We start from the raw sequence: 15314 nt of genomic DNA, 5'->3' as shown, positions 1-15314 counted from the left end.
CTATAACCTCCACCACACGGCAAACTTACTTTATAGACTCTTTATTACTTCTATAATTTACTTTGAATATAATTAAGAATAGTGGCTCGTTTAACCTCTTCCTGTTCGCCAGTTTCAAGGTCTTTTACGTTGACTACTCCTTTGGCCAATTCATCGCCACCAAGAATACAAGCAAAACGGGCTCCAGAAGCTGCTGCAGATTTAAATTGAGCTTTCATACCACGTCCCATGTAATCCATGTCTGCTGCAATATTTGCTTGTCTTAGTTCCGTAAGGATTTTGAATAGTTCCTCTCGCGACACTTCGTCAAGTCCGATAGCATAAACATCGAGATCAGGGCGAGCCCCAAAAGAACAATTTTGTTCTTCCATCACGAGGACAATCCTTTCAAGACCAGCAGCAAAACCAACACTCGGCGTAGATGGGCCACCAATCGTTTCTGCAAGGTTATCATAACGTCCCCCACCACATACAGCATTTTGCGCTCCCAAAGCTCCTGAAAGAACTTCATACGCTGTTTTTGTATAATAATCAAGGCCGCGAACAAGCCGTTTATCTATATGGAAATGGGCTCCTATACTATTCAATCTTTCCTGTACTTTATCAAAGTGACTGCGACAATCATCGCAAAGGCTAGAGTAAATATCGGGAGCACCCTCGGTAATCTCTTTGCAATCAGGATTTTTACAATCAAGAATTCTGAGAGGGTTACGATCAAATCGACTTTGGCATGTTTTACAAAGTTTATCAAGCTGTGGTTTGAAATACTCTTTTAATTTTTCTCTATATGTTGGGCGACACTCAGGACACCCTACTGAATTAATAACGACCTCTAAATTCTGGAGACCAAGTCGTCTATATAATTCAAGAGACAAGGCAATAACTTCCACGTCTATCATAGGATTTTCTGAACCTATACTTTCAAAATCCAACTGCCAAAATTGACGATAACGCCCCTTTTGTGGTCGCTCGTAACGAAACATCGGACCAGCACACCACAGTTTAACAGGTTGAGCTCCATTATTCAGTTTGTTCTCTAAATAACAACGAATCATTGAAGCCGTTGCCTCTGGACGTAACGTAAGGCTTCGTCCACCGCGATCTTCAAAAGTATACATCTCTTTTTCAACAACATCAGTTGTTTCGCCTATTCCGCGTGAGAAAAGTTCTGTGTGCTCAAAAATAGGTAAATGAACTTCCGAATATCCGAAATCTCGCGCAACTTCTGCTGCAACGTTTAAGACATAAGCCCATTTCCAAGATTCTTCTGGGAGTATATCCCTGACACCACGCGGCGCTTTTATATCTACCATAAAAACTCCCTCCCATAAACTAAAACAAACATAAAAAACGTTTGCACATAATCATTCTATTGTTTTATACATTATGCAGGTAAGTATAATCATTCGTTGAAAAATTCTCCAGTAAAAAAATGGAAGGCTATAAAATAGAAAAGCGCAACGGCCTAATCACCGTTACGCCTGTCTCATGCTTCCTTACGGCATAAAAGACTAATTTCTAACGTGACTCGAGTTGGAACTTAATGGCCGTTCTTTCTTCGTTGTCAATTTCAATCTTGGCAAAAGCCGGAATACAAACAAGATCAATTCCATTAGGAGCTACATAACCCCGGGCGATAGCAATAGATTTCACTGACTGGTTAACCGCACCGGCTCCCACTGCTTGAACCTCAACCGCCCCTTTTTCGCGAAGAACTGCTGCGATAGCACCAGCGACGGATTTTGGTTGCGACTTTGCAGAGACTTTGAGCACTTCCATGAAATTCGACCTCCCTTGAGTAGCGCCGCAAGAATATAAAAACAGGAACATTTAATGGATCAGCGAGTTTCACTATTTGAAACAAATCAAGTATAGTCGTATTGTGCGGCTTTTGACAAGTGTTTTGCAATAAAAATCAGCAAATACGACTTTTTCCCAAGAAAGTTAGCCCTATAATCCACATTTTCTTTTCAAAAGTCTATTTTGATCCACAAATCTCGGATATGGTAATGTATAAATATCTCCATTATCTGGAACAATGCAATGTATAGACATTAACCCATTCAAGTATGTTTTATTGCTATCACTCTGAGGCACAAATTCGTTATGCCCAAAAAGATTTAAATCACCTTCCATTGAAGGAAGTCCCTGGAAATCATGGCTCACATTTAATTTTAGACCACAAACATCGAAAGAGCCACTCCAATTTACTATTTGGCTAGTGTGAAAAACCTGCTCTACAACATCTTTGTTATCGTGATTTCCTGTAACAATACAAACTTTTCTTTTTTCTTCCCCTTCTAAAATCCGAGCTAACAAACGTAATTTTTTAGAATAAAGGGCGAGTCGATTTGGTAATAATCCTAATTTTATTTCATCAACAAGATCGCCAGTATGTATAATTGCCAAAGGATCAAGGAAAGTAACTAATTTATTTAAACAAGAATAAAAAGACGAAGGAGTATCAGAGACATGCAAAACAACACGTCCTTTTATTTTCTCCAAACTCTCAGGAATATAAAGTAAATCAAACATCTTGTAGATCATCTTTTTCCATGATTCCACAGCAATCACCTCTAAACTATTTTAAATTTTACCATTTTTTAGGCAAATGCGTAAACAAAAAAACATGGTACTATACTAAAAATAAGATTCATGCAGGAGGTTCAACCTTATATGGCCCAATCTAAAACAAGATTTGAAAAACCTATTGCTTTAGAGATGAACATCTCAACAACACAAGTACAAGCAGTATTCTCTCTCTTTGACGAAGGCTGCACTGTTCCTTTCATTGCTCGTTATCGTAAAGAAGCAACAGGTAGTCTTGATGAAGTAGCTATTACACAAATTCGAGATCGACGAGAAGAACTTCTAGAGTTAACTAAACGAAAAGATTCTATTTTGAAATCACTGCAAGAACGCGACATTCTTACAGAAGAGTTAGAAGAGAAGATTTATGCAGCTAATAACCTGACAACACTGGAAGATTTGTACCTTCCTTATCGCCCCAAACGTAAAACAAGGGCAAGTGCCGCTATAGAAAAAGGACTAGAACCCTTAGCGCTTAAAATTATGAATCAAGAAGGAACTATTCCCCACCAAGAAGCTCAAAAATTTATTGACATAGACAAGGGAATAGCAAATGAAAATGAAGCCATACAAGGGGCTCTTGATATTATCGCCGAGAAAATCAGTGAAGACACGCTGGCTCGTAACCTGTGCCGCAAAATATTCGCCAAGCATAGTTTTATTTATTCATCTCGGGCTTCGGAAGAACCCGATGAAATGGAAAAATATAAAGACTACTTTGAGTGGCAAGAAAGAGCTATCAGCACACCATCTCATCGTATTTTAGCTTTATTTCGAGGTGAAAAAGAGGGTAAACTTTCCCTTCGAGCACGGCCTGATGACGCCCTTTGCATTATTCAGCTAAAGAAACTTTTTATTAAAAGTGAGGGGGAAGAAGCCTCTCTTCTCGAAGAAACCATTAATGACAGTTACAAGCGACTCATTACACCTTCTATGGAAACAGAACTACGAAATGCGCTCAAGAAAAAAGCCGATGAAGAAGCTATTTCCGTTTTTGTTCAAAATATAAGAGAAGTTCTTATGACACCACCTCTCGGACATAAGAATATCTTGGCAATAGACCCAGGCTTTAGAACAGGCTGTAAGGTTGTTTGTCTGAATAAACAGGGGAGCCTTCTTCATAATGAAACCATATATCCACATCCGCCAATAAACAAAAAAGATGGAGCTCAAACTAAAATTTTAAGTCTAATAGATACATTTTCTATAGAGGCTATTGCTATCGGAAATGGAACTGCAGGAAGAGAGACTGAAGCTTTTATAAAGGAGCTACCTATCACTTCAAACATCATTATTACTATGGTTAACGAGAGCGGCGCTTCGATTTACTCAGCATCAGAAACAGCCAGAAGAGAATTCCCAGATTATGATGTAACGGTACGAGGTGCAGTTTCTATAGGCAGAAGACTTATGGACCCATTAGCAGAACTAATAAAGATTGACCCATGTTCTTTGGGAGTTGGTCAATACCAGCATGATGTTGATCAAAAGGCTTTAAAAAGAGCTCTTGATGATGTTGTAATCAGTTGTGTTAACGCAGTCGGAGTTGATATTAACACGGCTAGTTATGAACTTCTCTCCTTCGTTTCAGGAATAGGCCCTCAGTTAGCCAGCAATATTGTAAAATACAGAGAAGAAAACGGACTTTTTGAGTCACGAAACGACCTAAAAAAAGTCCCACGTCTTGGCCCAAAATCATTCCAACAATGCGCTGGATTTCTACGAATACCAGGAGGGAAAAATCCGCTCGACAACACTGCCGTGCATCCAGAAAATTATACATTGGTAAAAAGGATGGCCTCCGATTTAAGTGTAACGGTGAAGGATCTTATTGAAAAAGTAGATATTAGAAAAAAGATTGATATATCCAAATATATTACAGAAGAAGTAGGGCTCCCGACATTACAAGATATTATGGAAGAACTTGAAAAACCTGGGCGAGACCCACGATGCAGTTTTGAGGAATTTGCCTTTGCAGAAGGCGTAACAGAAATCTCTCATCTAAAAAAAGGCATGATTCTTCCTGGAATTGTAACGAATGTTACTGCTTTCGGAGCCTTTGTAGACATTGGCGTACACCAAGACGGACTCGTGCACATAAGTGCAATTTCTGATAAATATGTCGCTTCTCCGCATGCTATCGTTTCACCAGGGCAACGTGTAAAGGTCGCTGTAACGGGAATAGATTTGGGAAGAAAGCGTATTTCCCTTTCTATGAAAAAGAGTGATCTAGAAGAAAACTAATATAAATACTTGTTATTGGAGGAAAAAATGGAGGAAAAGAAAAAGGTTCTTCAAAAACTTTATTTTCTTTTCATTTTAGGGGTGTTCATTATTGCCCCGAAGGGAGTTTTTTGTCGTGATAAACTTCCTATTCTCATCCTCCACTCTTATGATCAAGAAAACGCATGGACAGAATGCCTCTCTCAGAGCATTCTGTCTACTTTTCAAAAAAGCGACTTACAAATAGACCCGTTTACAGAGTACATGGATAGTCAACGTTTACTCAATCAAACAATAAATAGTTCGTTACAAGAACAATTTTTCATGAAGTATTTCCCTTTCCATCTCCGCGTCATTATTAGCGAGGGGGATGAGGCCTTTCGCTTTCTTGTCCGTTTCAGAAACAAGGTTTTCCCCAATACCCCAGTAGTATTTACAGGGATAAGTGACATATCTCTTTTAAAAGAGTCATCTTTACGAAAAAGCTTCACGGGGATAGTAAAACATATACCTTATAACAAAACGATTGATGCGATTATTCGTTTTCATCCAAATCTAAAAAAAATAATTGTTATAGGCGATAGTTCACTAATCAGCGAAACAAACATGAACATACTTTTACATATTGCTCAAGATAAAAAGCAGTATATAAATATTAGTTTTTTAATGTCATATCCTATAGAAAAGGTATGTTCTATATTATCAGAGCAAAATCCCCAAAATACAGCCATATTGCTCGCTTCTCCTTTGGCCTCAAGTAAAGAAAAGATGTTTTTAAGTACTGATGAAAGCATTAAAAAACTTTGTTTTACAGGAGATTTTCCTATTTACTCCAATCTACCAGAAGCTATAGGAAAGGATGGGATCATTGGCGGAGCAATCCATTCAGGAGAGCGCTTTGGAATATTGGCTGCGAAGATGGCTCTTGAAATTATGCATGGAAAGAAACCATCAGAGATACCTTTTAATGAAAGTGAAATGGCACAATGGATTTTTAACTATAGAGAGTTTAAAAAACACGCTATTCCCCAAGAGAAACTTCCGGCAGGAAGTACCATTATAAAAGACCCTTTTAAAGATATAAAAGATAATTTTCGATTGATAACTATCAATTTTGTCGTTATCGCTACTTTAGTAACATTGATCCTGCTGCTCCTTTTCAAGATATACCGGCGACGTTTTATTAATTTAAAGCTAATAAAGGAAAAGAAAAACCTTAGCGGACTTATGGATGGAGCTCCTGATGGAATTGTTGCTATCGATGAGCAAGGATGTATCATACTGGCTAATAATGGGTTTCGCCGTATGTTCGGCTATACAGACGAAGACATCGAAGGGAAAGAAGTTGGTCAAATTATTAGCCAATCAAGCTCAAGTCATAAAGATAACCTTTCCTTGGTTCAAAAAGCTATTTCTTATCCTATCAAAGATGTACATAGGTATAGAACTAAAAATAATGGAATTACTTTTCCCGTTTCAATTAGCGGCTTTCCTGTTCTGTTATCGAATAACAAAAAGGAAGCATTTTTGCTTTTTAGAGATATTACACATCAAAAAAACCAACAAAATGCACTAGCCCAACGTTTTCATCTCGAAACGTTACTTTCTACTGTTTCTTCAAGATTGGTACTTTCAGGTCCCTTCGATGAAACAATAAAAAGTGTTCTTCAAGAAATTGGAACACGCCTTGGTTTGCTTTCATGCGCGCTTTATTTTCCTCAAGAAAATAGTTCATCTTTTCGTCTATTTCACGTCTGGAATTCATATGTATTTCAAAATAGTAATCTCTTAAAAGAGACAATTACACTAGACCTCACTCCTGAACAACAAGAACTCTTTAAAAGGTACGAACCCATTGAAGTTGATATAAAAGACTCTAAAGGATGTCTTTTTAATGTGAACATAGTCCCCATTGATAACGGATCAAGCAATGCGACTGTTCTTCTTTTGGTGCAAAATAAAACATCTCAACCATGGCATTTTATTCGCTATGCTTCAAGTCTAAAAATTTTAGCAGAAACACTTGGAGAAGCTTTTAAACGGAAAAAACAGCAAGAAATTTTGCTCCAAACAATTGACAGACTCAGAGAAACTTTTAACTCTACAATATCTACTATAGGCAATGTTATTGAAATGAAAGACAATTCCACCTATGGACACCAAAACAGAGTGGCACAATTATCTCTGGCAATTGCACGCGAAATGGGTTTACCGGATGCGGTAATAGAAGCCGTATATAATACTGCTCTCGTACATGACTTGGGCAAGCTATATATTCCTTCAGAAATACTCACTAAACCTGCAACTCTTTCTCCTCTTGAATATGATGTTGTAAAACAACACCCTCGGTTCGGCTATGAAGTTTTGCGAAATGTTCGCTTCCCGTGGCCTGTAGCAGAAATAGTGCTTCAACATCATGAACGATTGGACGGATCTGGATATCCTGAAGGGTTGAAAGGTAAAGATATTCTTCTTGAAGCTCGTATATTAGCTGTTGCCGATGTTATAGAGGCAATGGCATCGCCACGTTCGTATCGCCCAGCACATACAATAGAAGAAGCTCTTGAGGAAATAAAAAGAGGAGCCGGAATAACCTTCGACTCCTCAGTAGTAAACCACTGTATTGATATTTTTGAGAAGAAAAAATTTACCTTTTATATAGACAAATAATTAAAGCTTATTATAGGCTGCACGTGCTTTATAAGGGATGGAGTTCTCAAGGACATCCATCCACTGCATATCCTGAAAATTCACGTCAGCAGAAAAAAGCTCATGCCCTCCCATATCATAATGACGGGCAGATGATATGCCATATGTATTATCCGTGGTATGAAATACATAGTCATATTCGCTGAAATAAAGAGTTTGAGCCTTCGCTTCATCCAGATTTGCCTCAGAAACTAAGGCCTGAACCATTTTTTTCTTTCCAGCAGCTGCTGCATAATAGACACGTAATGTTGTTAGCGGCATTCCTTCAACTTCATCGACTTTTACCATATACCATCTTAATTTATTTTCGTCTGCTCCGAGATCTACTCGAACATCTCTAGCTTCAGCATAAAGGGGTTGAGTCATGAGAAGGATGCTCCCTACACAAATAATGCTCATCAAAAAAATTATTTTACCAATTCGAGACACAGCGTTCCCTCCTTTCTATGATCTTAAATCATATTGCCATGTTTTTTATAAAGCAGGATCAAGTAAAAAACAACCGTAGGAATAACGATATGCTAAAAGCTAAACCCCTTTTTTTTAAACAGCTTAATACAAGCATTCACAACGTCTAAATCTAAAGCTGTACCTTTTAATTTTTCTATTTCTTCAAGTGCTACATCTATTCCAAGACTCGGACGATAAGGACGATGGGAGGCCATCGCTTCTACGACATCAGCTACACCGATAATTCGAGAAGCTAATAAAATTTTATCTCCCTTCAAACCACGAGGATAGCCTGAGCCATCCATACGCTCATGATGCTGATATACTATTTCAGCCAAAGGCCACGGAAGTTCTATACGACTCAAAATGATAAAACCAACTTCCGAATGAGTCTGCACAAGTTTGAATTCAACATCTGTTAGAGGACCAGGCTTATTTAAAAGCTCAGAGGGAATTTCTACCTTCCCAATATCATGAACCAAAGCTGCTTTTTCGAGGTTATCAACAATCTCTTTCTCTAGTCCAAGCTCTTCACCTATTGCCCGAGATAATGAAGCCACTCTTTTCTGATGCCCTACACTAAAGGGATCTTTCATTTCTGAAGTAAGTGCCATAACCTCAATGGTCTGATTCCACGCGCGTCTTACGTTTTCTAGATTGTTTGATAGGGCAATTTCTGCATTTTTGCGGGCAGTTACGTCTGCTACGGTGCCTTGATAATATACAGGTTTACCATAATCGTCTCTAAAGACAGAAGTTCGTTCGTCAACCCAGATAATTTGGCCATCCCCAGTTACGACTCGATACTCCATTTCGTACTCTTCATCTTCAGCTTCCTCATGGGCCTTCACTTGGTTAATAACCTTTTGTCTATCTAATTCGTAAATCAGATCAAGATAACTTTTCTCTCCTGCCAATATATAGTCAGGAATATACCCCCAACGATTTACATTCTCTGACACATAAACAATAGGCCATCCTTCTGTCGTTTTCCATCTGAAGAGGACAACGGGACTCTCCTTTACTACAGCGGAAGCGTATAAAAGCTGCCTATCTCTTTCATACTCTTCAGTCAGATCATGAAAAATAATATACGCATTGATTATTTCCGAATCAGAGAAGATCGGAATCGCGGAAACACGACAGGGAAAAGTTGTCTGATCATGCTTGACACACAAAACATCATTGAAAGGGCCTCTCTCTCCTTCCAATATTAAATCGAAAGTTCGAATAGCTCTCTCGTGAAAGTAAACCGGGATAGTACTTCCTATAACAGATTGACCAATAATATTTTCTCTTTTTACTTTAAAAACTGTTTCAAAATAAGAATTAACATCGCATATGTATCCATCAGTATCAACTAATGCAACGGAATCTGGAGCGTTATTAAATAAACTTTTAAAATAAATCTTTTCGAGAGATTCTTCCTTTTCCATCATCATATGTTTTCTCCATGTACCTTCCTAATACAACAGTCTAGCAACAGAGATATAATAAAAATACATATAAAGTATAGCATTATGAAAACTGAAGAACTGAAACGTTAGGCATGTTTAACCTAAGAAAAAGGCCTCAGAAAATTACCCCCCTATACCTTTTATAAAAACAAAGAAACAAAAAAATCTTACGCTATAATATGTGCTACATCATAAAACTAAAGAAAGAGACTGTCTGATTTATGAATAAACTGCCTGTTGGCTGCAACCTAAAATGCCGAGCTTGTGCCCATCGCATGATGAGTCAAAAAGATAGTGAAATTCAAAAAGAAACATGGCTAAAAGGAGTTTTGTCTCATTGGACATACGCCTTAAACCCAATTGTTTCCCCGTTACCAGAAAGACGTTGGGGATATAGAAATAAAGTCAGTCTGATAGCTGAATGGAACTCATATCGTTGGATATTTGGAATGAACGTGCGCAAGCAGGTCATTTCGTTGCAAGAGTGTCCTATTCATTCCGCAACTGTTAAGAATGTGCTTGCGTGGCTTTCTTCGAACATGCCTCCATTTACGCTGTTTCCTCTCTCGATTTATGTACAGGCAGGCGCACAAGCTACACTTATATTAAAAACAAAAGAGTTGCCCAACCTTGATTGGTTAAAAAACACACTAAACAGCCTTAACCAAACTGGATTGGAAGGACTCTGGCTTCACCTTCACCCAAGTGCTGGAAGAAGGCTCTTTGGCAGTGGAGTTTGGAAACTACTATGGGGAAAGCCTCGTTCTTACAATGAACACGGTCTTATATACGGCCCCACAGCTTTTCAGCAATTAATTCCTGAACTATATAACCACTCTCTTCTTGAAACGATTAAATTTCTTTCCCCTCAAAAAGATAGCGGTATTCTCGATCTCTATTGTGGAAGCGGAGCCACTCTTCGACAATGGATGGATGCTGGTTCCGCAGCAATAGGTGTAGAAACCTCAGCTGAAGCCATTGAAAATGCCGCGATTAACGCACCAGGTGCGCATCTTTTACGGGGAACATGCAGTCAACGCCTGCCGCAACTCAATGAATGGATTAAATTAATTCCAATAAATAAAAGACTGGCCTACATTAATCCCCCCAGAACAGGAATTGAACCCGATGTTCGCGAATGGCTTGCAATAAAAGCACGTCCACAGCGTATAGCATATCTCTCTTGCAGTGCAGGAACTCTCGCGCGAGACCTTCTCTACCTTGAAGAAAAAGGGTATGAAGTAAAGCACATTACGCCTTACGACTTTTTCCCTAATACATACCACGTTGAAACTCTCGCTTGCCTTTCTCTATAGATGAGAAAGGACTCGAACAGAACGAGCCTTAAACATCAAAAAGCAATGCCCTCCTTCTCTAAGATGCAACTCATCAAAGGCACTTCTCGTTACAACGGTATAGATAAAGGTTGAATTCCATTGTGTACGGATCCAGACGAGCGGGCCACGTAAAGAAACCTCATCAACTTTTACCTTTAAAACATTACGAGCAGAAGAATAAAATGGCTCTGTGGCTACAATAATTTCTTCTGGACGGATAGAGAGAGCAACTCTCTCGTTGGGTTTTACATAATCTGTTGTGCGGATAAATACTCCATCCACATCTATGGCATAAGGTTCTCCTTCTAAGGTGTCACATCCCTCCCCTTCAAAAATATTTTTTGCTCCCACAAGACAAGCCACATGAAAAGATTGAGGTTTTTGAAAGATATCATCTGGTCTCCCAATTTGAGAAAGACAGCCGTTCTGAATAACAACAACGTGAGTAGCCAATGTCCATACGTCTTCCATATCATGAGTAACGTGTAAAACCGTAACTCCAAGCTCTTTAACTAACGCCTTGATACATTTGCGCATTCGCTCTCTTGTAACTATATCAAGGGCACTAAAAGCTTCATCTAAAAGCAAAATTTGAGGCCGTATAACAAGAGCTCTAGCTAAAGCAATCCGTTGTTGCTCTCCTCCAGATAGTGTTGTAACGTTCCGTTGTAAAAGAGGCTCTATTTGCAACATTTTAGCCATAGAATAGACTTGAGTTCTAATATCACTATGGGGCATCCTCTGATTTCGAAGGCCAAAAGCTATATTTTCAAAAACAGAAAGATGAGGGAATAGCATATAATCCTGATAGACGATGCTTAATTTTCTTTTTTCCGGCGACCAAGATGTTATATCTACATCATTTAAAAAGACCTTTCCAGAAGAAGGAAGAAACCCTCCCGCTATTGTTTCAAGCAAAACACTTTTTCCAGCCCCAGAAGCACCTATAACACAACAATATGTTCCTTCATCTACTTGAAAAGAGACATTTCTAAGAGAAAAGATTCCAAGTTCCACCGACAGATTACTTACTTCTAAAAGGGGGGTCATACAAAAACATCTCGATTCATGCATTCAAAAATAAGGATAGAAAGCAAAGATATAACAATAAGAACAATGCCAGCAGTAATAGCGACTGGTAAATTTCCATAAGATATATTAAGAAAAAGAGCAATTGGAAGGGTTTCTGTATACATACGAGTCCCTCCTGCGAGAACTAATACTGTACCGAAACAACCAACACTTCGAGCAAAAGCAATTACAATAGCTGCTAAAACCCCCCCCTTAGCCATTGGAAGGGAAACTCTGAAAAAGCAACTGACAAGATCACACCCTAGACTTCTCGCAACAAGCTCATAACGTGGATTTATGCTGCAAAAAGTCCCGTACATAATACGAATAGCATAAGGAGCCGCTGTAAAAATTTGAGCAATTACTATTGCCTCTTTTGAAAAAACGATATTTTTAGACCAGAGAGAAAGAGGCCCCTGCCCTAAAAGTAAAAGTAAACACAAACCTAAAACTAATTCGGGTAGAGCCATAGGCAAATCGATAATCGTTCGAAATAAATGTTGGCCTCGAAATTGAAACCGAGCAAGCACATAACCAGAAGATACAGCTACAACCATAACAATGAATGTAGAGAGAGCACTCGAAAAGATCGAAAGTTTCAAACTATAAAACATTTCTTCCGATCGTAAATTAATAAGGATATCGTCTAAATTCAACATAAAAAACAACGAGAGAATGGCAGCGAAAAGTAATCCTGCAAAAAATAGGAAAATAAGCCACAAAAATAGCTTAAAGAGCGTATTTTTCATTACTCTACCGGTTTTTCAAGAGGAAAACCCCAACGTTTCCAAGCGATTTTGCCTGAATCTGCAACAAGGTATTTTATAAAAGCAAGGGCATCGTCTGTGCGTTTTGAGTACGAAATAATAGCTGCAGGAATTGTTTTAACACTATTTTGCGTTATGGGAATGGATACAATTTCGACCTTTTGATCAGCTTGCGCCCATGTGGATTGATCGTGCCATGCTATTGTTCCATCGACTTGAGATGTTGCAACATACATCAAAAGCTGGTTCGTCGTTCCAGGCTTTACTACAACATTTTTTTTCACATCTTCGTAAAGAGCATTCTTTTCTAAGATAGCCTTACCTGTCTTACCGATAGCAGCTGCCTTTTCATCAGCTAAAGCAAGTCTTAAACCTGGTTTAGCTAAATCTGCCAAAGAGTGTATTTGAGCGGGATTTCCTTTGGGAACAAGAATAACGGGAACATGGTAACAAATAACAGTTATTTCGTCTTCCACAATCATTTTTTCACGTAGTGCATCTTCAATATACTTTTCCGCACCTGGAATATAGACATCCCCTTCTTTTCTTGTAGAAATCATGCCAAAAAGTTCTCCTGAACCACCGTAAACAATACGAACAGTTAGGCCTGTCTCTTCTTCAAATGAAACCTTTATTTCGTCCATCGGTTTCATGAGACCCGCTCCGCAAAAAACAAGGAGTGGTTCTTCCGCTGCTCCTCGAAAGGAACAACTTAAAACCACTCCTATAGAAATAATAACCAAGAAGCAGAATCTTCTAATAAAAGTCATCTATAAAAGCACCTCCATAAAAGATCTATTTGATTGAATCCCTCCACATTTTTATTCCGTTCCTTCCTCGGCGTTTTACACAATACATTGCAGAATCAGCTTTTTTCAGTAATGTATTAATGTCAGTCCCATGATCAGGGAAAAGGCTCACTCCTATGCTAGGAGTTATAGCAATTTCAATTTCGTCTATATGGAAAGGAGAAGAAAGAGTCATGTGCATTCTCTTTGCAATTGAAAGAACCTGTTCTGTACTAAAAACATCCGTAAACACAAAGAGAAATTCATCTCCTCCTGTTCGAGCAACTGTATCAACATCTCGTAAAATCGTTTCGAGTCTTCGTGCAACCTGAACAAGTAACTTATCACCCATAGTATGCCCCCAGGTATCATTGACATTCTTAAAATTATCAAGATCCATAAAAGCCACAGCTACAAGGGTCCCACTGCGAAGGGCGTGCTTTATTGCCTGATTCAGGCGATCAATAAAAAGCAATCTGTTCGGAAGTCCCGTAAGGGCGTCATGTGTTGCTTGGTAGCGAATAAGTTCTTCCATACGAAGCCGTTCTGTTACATTACGTGCAATACTTTCCACATATCTGACTACACCTTGCTCATCTTTTAATGGGATAAGGGTATGCTCAAGATCAATACGACGTCCTCCCTTTACGGTCCACGTCAAAACAATGGAGTCTATTTTCTGTTTTTTCTTTGTGAGAATTTCTAATGTTCTTTGAAAAGTCTCCATAGAATCAGGATCCATTAAACGATATGTAAGACCTGGATCTTTTTGAAAATCCTCAAGAGAGTAGCCCGACAATTTTTCTCCTACCGGATTAAGCATATCAACTTGTAGATTATCGACGGCAAAACGAGCAATAATTTCTCCAGCGTTTTCAATTAAACGGTCATATCGTGCTAAGGCGTCACGCAAATCTCGCTCCATTTGACGCTTTTGAGTTACGTCCCATACAAAAATAAAAAAACGGCCATTATCATAAGGGACATGACAACCGTTACCTGTAAGTTCTAAAACATGACCATCTTTATGAGTGTGATGAAAATAAGACAGCGTTCCTTGTTTTTCTTTTAGTGTATTAAAAAAAGCCCGGTTTTTTTGAAATTCAGGACACACATCTGCCAAAGTCATAGAAAGAAGGTCTTCTCTGTTATACCCTATCATCTGGCAATACGAACTATTCACGTGAAGGAAATTACCTTGACTGTTTATTTCAATAAACCCTTCACCAATACTTTCAAGAACAAGTTTTAGATCTTTTGATGTCTGCTGAAATTGACTTTCTAATTTTTCCGTAAGTTCTGCAACATTTTTCTCGTTTTGCCAACGAATTAAGGCACTTGAAAAAATCCCTGCCAAAAGCCGTAACGTAGAGATTTCTTCATCTGTCCAAAAACGACGTTCTCGCACTGAATCAAAGCCGATAAAACCTATAGAATGCCCCCTATAAGTCATCGGAACAACCAACAATGATATTATTCCTTGAAAACCAAGAATCATTTTTTCTTGAGTAGCATCGTCAGGGATATCGGAAAGGGAAGGTAAATCTATAATTTCATCATTTTTTATTTTACGACTCCACCATCTAAATTTATTAGTAGGAAGAGATTGTAATTCATTTTTAAAAGAGGTTACACCTTCAGCGCACCATTCATGAGTATTGCTTGCAATTTGCCTGGAAATATCCCCCTCAAACAAAAAAATGTAACTGCGGTCTACATTAAGAAGTTGACCAAAAAGAGATAGACCTTTCTCCAAAACATCATCTGATCGGTCCCAAGAAACATTCATAAGTTCTACCCCTAAAGAAGCAAGAAGAGAAAGAAGAGCTATCTGGTAATTCGTATTAGTTAACATAAACACCACATCCTAATTAAATAGCTCTATTATGATTTTTAATATTACATAAAGGAATTATAAAATCA

General features: G+C 38.4%; 12 protein-coding genes. 3 read left to right on the top strand and 9 right to left on the bottom strand.

Features of this window, described 5'->3' with window-relative positions:
- Positions 1–50 precede the first annotated feature (50 nt).
- The 3 genes from hisS to ACZ5GY_RS02300 form a co-directional block, all read right to left on the bottom strand.
- On the bottom strand, positions 51–1313 hold the full coding sequence (gene hisS, locus ACZ5GY_RS02310; protein WP_213690330.1) for a histidine--tRNA ligase: 1263 nt from the start codon (positions 1311–1313) through the stop codon (positions 51–53).
- Between the two features lie 205 nt (positions 1314–1518).
- Positions 1519–1779, bottom strand: a complete 261-nt coding sequence (locus ACZ5GY_RS02305; protein WP_213690331.1) for a stage V sporulation protein S — start codon at positions 1777–1779, stop codon at positions 1519–1521.
- A gap of 171 nt (positions 1780–1950) precedes the next feature.
- A complete protein-coding gene (locus tag ACZ5GY_RS02300; RefSeq protein WP_464111959.1) occupies positions 1951–2535 on the bottom strand; it encodes a metallophosphoesterase in 585 nt (194 codons plus the stop codon).
- A 141-nt stretch (positions 2536–2676) separates the two neighbouring features.
- Between ACZ5GY_RS02300 and ACZ5GY_RS02295 the strand changes: the two genes are divergently transcribed.
- Complete coding sequence (locus tag ACZ5GY_RS02295; protein ID WP_464111958.1) at positions 2677–4833, top strand: Tex family protein; 2157 nt, start codon at positions 2677–2679, stop codon at positions 4831–4833.
- A gap of 27 nt (positions 4834–4860) precedes the next feature.
- Positions 4861–7482, top strand: coding sequence for an ABC transporter substrate binding protein (locus tag ACZ5GY_RS02290; protein ID WP_464111957.1), 2622 nt, complete (start codon positions 4861–4863; stop codon positions 7480–7482).
- Here ACZ5GY_RS02290 and ACZ5GY_RS02285 read toward each other — a convergent pair whose 3' ends face one another.
- Complete coding sequence (locus ACZ5GY_RS02285) at positions 7483–7950, bottom strand: hypothetical protein (protein ID WP_213690335.1); 468 nt, start codon at positions 7948–7950, stop codon at positions 7483–7485. It abuts the gene before it with no gap.
- A 92-nt stretch (positions 7951–8042) separates the two neighbouring features.
- Positions 8043–9413 (bottom strand): HD-GYP domain-containing protein, encoded by a 1371-nt coding sequence (locus ACZ5GY_RS02280; protein WP_464111956.1) that lies wholly within the window; start codon positions 9411–9413, stop codon positions 8043–8045.
- Between the two features lie 236 nt (positions 9414–9649).
- On the opposite strand from ACZ5GY_RS02280, the gene ACZ5GY_RS02275 reads away from it, so the two are divergent.
- Positions 9650–10744 carry a class I SAM-dependent RNA methyltransferase gene (locus ACZ5GY_RS02275; protein WP_464111955.1) on the top strand — a complete coding sequence of 365 codons (1095 nt, stop codon included), beginning with the start codon at positions 9650–9652 and terminating at the stop codon, positions 10742–10744.
- On the opposite strand, the gene ACZ5GY_RS02270 is transcribed toward ACZ5GY_RS02275, so the two are convergent.
- From ACZ5GY_RS02270 to ACZ5GY_RS02255, 4 genes are read right to left on the bottom strand one after another with little or no spacing between them, the layout of a single operon-like run.
- A complete protein-coding gene (locus ACZ5GY_RS02270) occupies positions 10739–11782 on the bottom strand; it encodes an ATP-binding cassette domain-containing protein (protein ID WP_464111954.1) in 1044 nt (347 codons plus the stop codon). The genes ACZ5GY_RS02275 and ACZ5GY_RS02270 overlap by 6 nt on opposite strands.
- Positions 11783–11811: 29 nt before the next feature.
- Positions 11812–12585 (bottom strand): ABC transporter permease, encoded by a 774-nt coding sequence (locus tag ACZ5GY_RS02265; protein ID WP_464111953.1) that lies wholly within the window; start codon positions 12583–12585, stop codon positions 11812–11814.
- On the bottom strand, positions 12585–13373 hold the full coding sequence (modA, locus tag ACZ5GY_RS02260) for a molybdate ABC transporter substrate-binding protein (RefSeq protein ID WP_464111952.1): 789 nt from the start codon (positions 13371–13373) through the stop codon (positions 12585–12587). The genes ACZ5GY_RS02265 and modA overlap by 1 nt, the downstream gene beginning before the upstream one ends.
- A 25-nt stretch (positions 13374–13398) precedes the next feature.
- Positions 13399–15246, bottom strand: coding sequence for a sensor domain-containing diguanylate cyclase (locus ACZ5GY_RS02255; protein ID WP_213691907.1), 1848 nt, complete (start codon positions 15244–15246; stop codon positions 13399–13401).
- Between the last annotated feature and the right edge of the window lie 68 nt (positions 15247–15314).

The sequence above is a fragment of the Aminobacterium thunnarium genome (assembly GCF_055390565.1).
The sequence above is the reverse complement of the archived record's forward strand: the minus strand, read 5'-3'. Positions and strand labels throughout refer to the sequence as shown.